Origin of the sequence: Chitinophaga sp. (assembly GCF_036566945.1) — a bacterium.
Lineage (GTDB): Bacteria > Bacteroidota > Bacteroidia > Chitinophagales > Chitinophagaceae > Chitinophaga.
Genome location: NZ_DATCVJ010001019.1, coordinates 1 through 4,463, shown reverse-complemented (window position 1 = coordinate 4,463; position 4,463 = coordinate 1). Strand labels below are relative to the sequence as shown.

Annotated in this window: 4 protein-coding genes; all 4 read left to right on the top strand. The window is 47.8% G+C overall.

What is annotated here, in order from left to right; translation table 11 throughout:
• Window positions 1–1,223: TlpA disulfide reductase family protein (locus VIP81_RS30630; RefSeq protein WP_331970946.1), on the top strand; the 1,223-nt coding region annotated here is incomplete at its 5' end.
• Between the two features lie 83 nt (window positions 1,224–1,306).
• Entirely contained in the window at window positions 1,307–1,948 is a 642-nt protein-coding gene (locus VIP81_RS30625; protein WP_331970943.1) for a YceI family protein, read from the top strand.
• 193 nt (window positions 1,949–2,141) lie between these two features.
• Window positions 2,142–3,107, top strand: a complete 966-nt coding sequence (locus VIP81_RS30620; protein ID WP_331970940.1) for a cytochrome-c peroxidase — start codon at window positions 2,142–2,144, stop codon at window positions 3,105–3,107.
• A gap of 20 nt (window positions 3,108–3,127) precedes the next feature.
• On the top strand, window positions 3,128–4,463 hold a 1,336-nt coding region (locus tag VIP81_RS30615), incomplete at its 3' end, for a TonB-dependent receptor plug domain-containing protein (protein WP_331970937.1).

Genomic DNA, 4,463 nt, shown 5'->3' with positions numbered 1-4,463 from the left:
TGATGGTGGCAGGATTATTCAGCAACGACTCCTTTGCTGCCCCCAAAAAACCATTTGTAAAACAGGGCATCTGGCGCGGTGTATTCACCCTCAGCGAATCCCAGGTACCTTTTAATTTTGAGTTAAAAGGAAAAGACCCTGAACATGCTGTTTTTACCCTGATCAACGGTACACGCAGGGATAACTTTCATGTAGAACGCCTCGGCAACGACTCTTTATTTATCAAGATGAACACCTATGATGCCGCCCTGGTAGCGCACATTGAGTCTGATGGTAAAATTTCCGGCGAATACAGAAGCCTGGTACCCAACTTCCGGGGCAATGCGCTTCCCTTTACTGCGGAACACGGACAAAGCTACCGTTTTGCGGAACCAGGCACAGAAGCCGCTCCTACCTTCGATATCAGCGGTAAATGGGAACTGAAAATAGCCAGCAAAGAACCTACGCCCAATCGTGTTGGTTTATTGAAACAGGAGGGCAACAAACTCACCGGCGTCATCATGTCGGTAGTAGGCGACAGCCGCGAACTGGAAGGGACTGTTCATGGCGATGAATTTGAACTGTCCGGCTTCACCGGCCCAAGCCCCATCTACATTAAAGGAAAAGTGAATGATGATAAATCACTCACCGGCGAAATCAGCTTAGGCATCTACAACAACATCCGGTTTGACGGAGAAAAGAATGCAGCCGCTGAACTACCAGATCCTTATAAGCTGACTTACCTCAAAGAAGGCTATAAGAAACTCGACTTTACCCTGCCAGACCTCAGTGGTAACAACGTTTCCCTCAGCGACGACAAATACAAAGGTAAGGTGGTGATTGTAGAAATCATTGGTACCTGGTGCCCTAACTGCACCGACCAGACTTCGTTTTTATCGCCCTGGTATAACCAAAACAAAGACCGTGGTGTAGAAGCAATTGCCATTGGTTTTGAACAGAAAGATGACCTGGAATATGCAAAATATACGCTGGGTAAACTGAAGGAAAAATACAACATACAATATGATATTCTTTTTGGTGGCATTGCTGATAAGAAAGTGGCGTCAGATAAGCTACCAGCGCTCAACCGCATGATGGCCTTCCCAACCACAATTATAATAGACCGCAAAGGGGAAGTAAGACAGATACATACCGGCTACACCGGCGAGATAACCGGTCAGTATTACAAAGACTATGTAGCCAAATGGAACCATGATCTGGACGAACTGATTGCGGAAAAATAACTTTAACATTAATTTCCGGATCTCGTAAGCGCTAATTCGCTGGTCCACCTTAAATTAGCACCAAATTTAAACACACACAACATATGCAACGATTAGCATCTCTGTTCTTTATTGGAGGATCCATCTTTCTGATGTCTTTCACCACACCTGCTACTGTCAACAAAGAGAAACCAACCAAATCAGCTACTGCCAGGAAAGCCACTGTTTTCCAGGTAGATGCCAAAGAAAGTAAACTGAACTGGACCGGCAAAAAAGTAACCGGCCAGCACCAGGGTACCATCAATGTGGCCGACGGTAAACTGGAAGTAGAAAGTAATGTACTGAAAGGTGGTAGTTTTTCACTGGACACCCGCAGCATTGCTGTTACTGATATTAAAGATGAAGGCGGCAACGCAAAATTACTCGGACACCTGAAGAGCGATGATTTCTTCTCTGTAGAGAAATTTCCGGCGGCTACTTTCACTACTACCAGCGTCACTTCCAAAGGCAGCGGTAACTACGAAGTAACCGGTAACTTAACGATTAAAGGCATTACCAATCCCGTGACCTTTCCTGCAACCGTAACTGTTGCCGGCAACAAGCTCACTGCGAAAGCAGCTATCAAAGTGGATCGTACCAAATACAATATTAAATACGGTTCCAAGAGCTTCTTTGAAGGCATCGGCGACAAAGCCATCTATGATGACTTTGACCTGGATGTAGTACTGGTCGCCACTGCTAAATAATTCGTTCATTTTTTACTACCCCATTAATAATTCCTGGGGAGCACGGGCACTCCCGCCCATGCTCCCGGGAATGCCAATAACCATTTCTTTTTTACAGTCTCCTTACAGCAACACTTAACTTTTAATCGACCAATTTTTTTGCAACCCCCACGTTGCTCCCGGGCATTTTATGCCCTCCATAATTTTTACCACCATGAAGCTGAGAAAAATGATATTCATTTTATTGGGCATGCTATGTGCCGGCGTCATCATCGCGGGATTCAATACCAGTAAGGGATCTGACGGTCCGCTCAACAAAGCCCAACTGGGAGAAAAGCTGTTCTTTGATCCCCTGTTGTCGAAAGATCGCAGCATCAGCTGCGCTTCCTGCCATATTCCTCAATTTGGATTTGCAGATACGCTTGCCTTCAGCAAAGGTATTCATCATACGCCTACCAAAAGAAATACGCCGGGTATCACCAATCTTTCCGGTCGTCCTAATTTCTTCTGGGACGGCAGAGCCGCTTCCCTGGAAGATCAGGCGCTACAGCCCATCATTAATCCCGATGAAATGGGCTTGCCTATTGAAGAAGCCGTACAACGGCTGAACGAACAGGAAAGCTACCGGCTTTATTTTCAGCAGGTGTTCAACGGTCCCGCTACGACTAAAAATGTGCTGCAGGCCATCGCTGCTTTTGAACGTACCCTGGAAACAGCCAACAGTCCCTACGACCGGTACATTGCCGGAAATGATAGCGCGCTAACGGCATCGGCTATACGTGGTCGTTTGCTGTTTATTGGTAAAGCCAATTGTAATAATTGTCATTCGGGAGAAGATTTCACAGCGGATCGCTTCAAAAACATCGGTCTTTATAACGGTACTACCTTAACAGATCCAGGGCGTTATGAAGCCACAAAAGATAGCACCCACCTGGGTTTCTTTAAAGTACCCAGTTTACGTAACGTAGCCGTTACCGCTCCGTATATGCATAACGGTATGTTCAAAACATTAAAAGAAGTGATTGCCTATTACAATGAACCCAACCACATTGTCCATGATGGCATCAACCGGGATTTGTCGCTCAACAAGCCACTGAACCTGAGCGCAGCAGAAATGACAGACCTGGAAAACTTCCTGGTAGCGCTCACCGACGATCGTTTTAAAGTCACACATCACTAACCATAAAAATCAACCCCGGCATGAAAAAAATTATACTGCCAGTCATTTCCCCGCTACTGCTGTTTTCAGCAACACTATCGGCGCAGGAAAAACACCTTACCGATACTACCAAACAACTGGGCGAAGTGCAGATAGTAGGTTCCCGCAGTGCGAACCGTACCAAGCTGAACTCCCCCGTGCCGGTAGATATCATCGATATTAAAACGCTGCAGGAAGCAGCTCCTCAAACCAGCATCACGCAGCTGTTGCAATATGTATCGCCCTCCTTCCACTCTGTAAACGGCAGCAATGCCGGCGATGCCGGTTCTGCGCTCAGTCTGGCGCAGCTAAAAGGCCTCGGAGTAGATCAGTTGCTTGTACTGGTAAATGGTAAACGCCGGCACAAAAGCTCCAACGTCAACTGGGGCGGACTTGGCAACGGCGCCACCGGATACGATCTGAACTCCATCCCTGCCGGCGCCATAGAACGCATTGAAATATTACGCGACGGCGCCGCCGCACAATACGGCTCTGATGCCATTGCCGGCGTGATCAACATCGTATTAAAGAAGCAGACCGCCGATGTGATTGTCAGCACTACCGGCAGCATTCGCCGCCGGGGTGACGGCGCCAGCACCCGGTCCAATATCAACTACGGCGTGAAGATCGGCTCCCGTGGCGGCTATCTCAATGCCACCGCCGAATTCGCTACCCAGGCCGTATCCCTGCAACCCGGCCGCGATAACGCCGGATTATACAATGGTCCTATTTATGGCGGCGGCGCCAACACCCGTGGCTATGACAACATTTACACGAAAGAAATAGATGACGCCATCCTCAAAAGCCGGGGTATAGACCGGCACTACTTTGATCAACGCGGCGGAGGTTCCAACAAAGCTAAAGATGCACTGCTGTTTTTTAATACAGCCATTCCCGTTAGTGACCATGCAGAAGTATACGCATTCGGTGGTATCAGTCACCGTAACTCACAATTTACCGCCGTATACCGCCTCCCGGGCTGGACAGAGCGCAACAACACCTCGCTTTATCCGGATGGTTTTTTACCTGCCATGGACAACGCCATCACCGATAAATCTATTGCCATTGGCCTGAAAGCCAAAGCCGGTGAATGGAACCTAGATGTATCCAATGTATATGGTAAAAATGATTTTGGCAACGTAATCAGCAATTCACTGAATGCGAGTCTGGGTGCAAAAAGTCCTACTACTTTTGATGCCGGCAAATACAATGCAGCGCAAAACACGGCCAGTCTTGATATCAGCCGGTATTTCCCACAAGTGTTGCAAGGACTCAACCTGGCTTTCGGCGCACAATATCGCACAGAAACCTACCAGATCGTTGCAGGGGAAGAAGCCT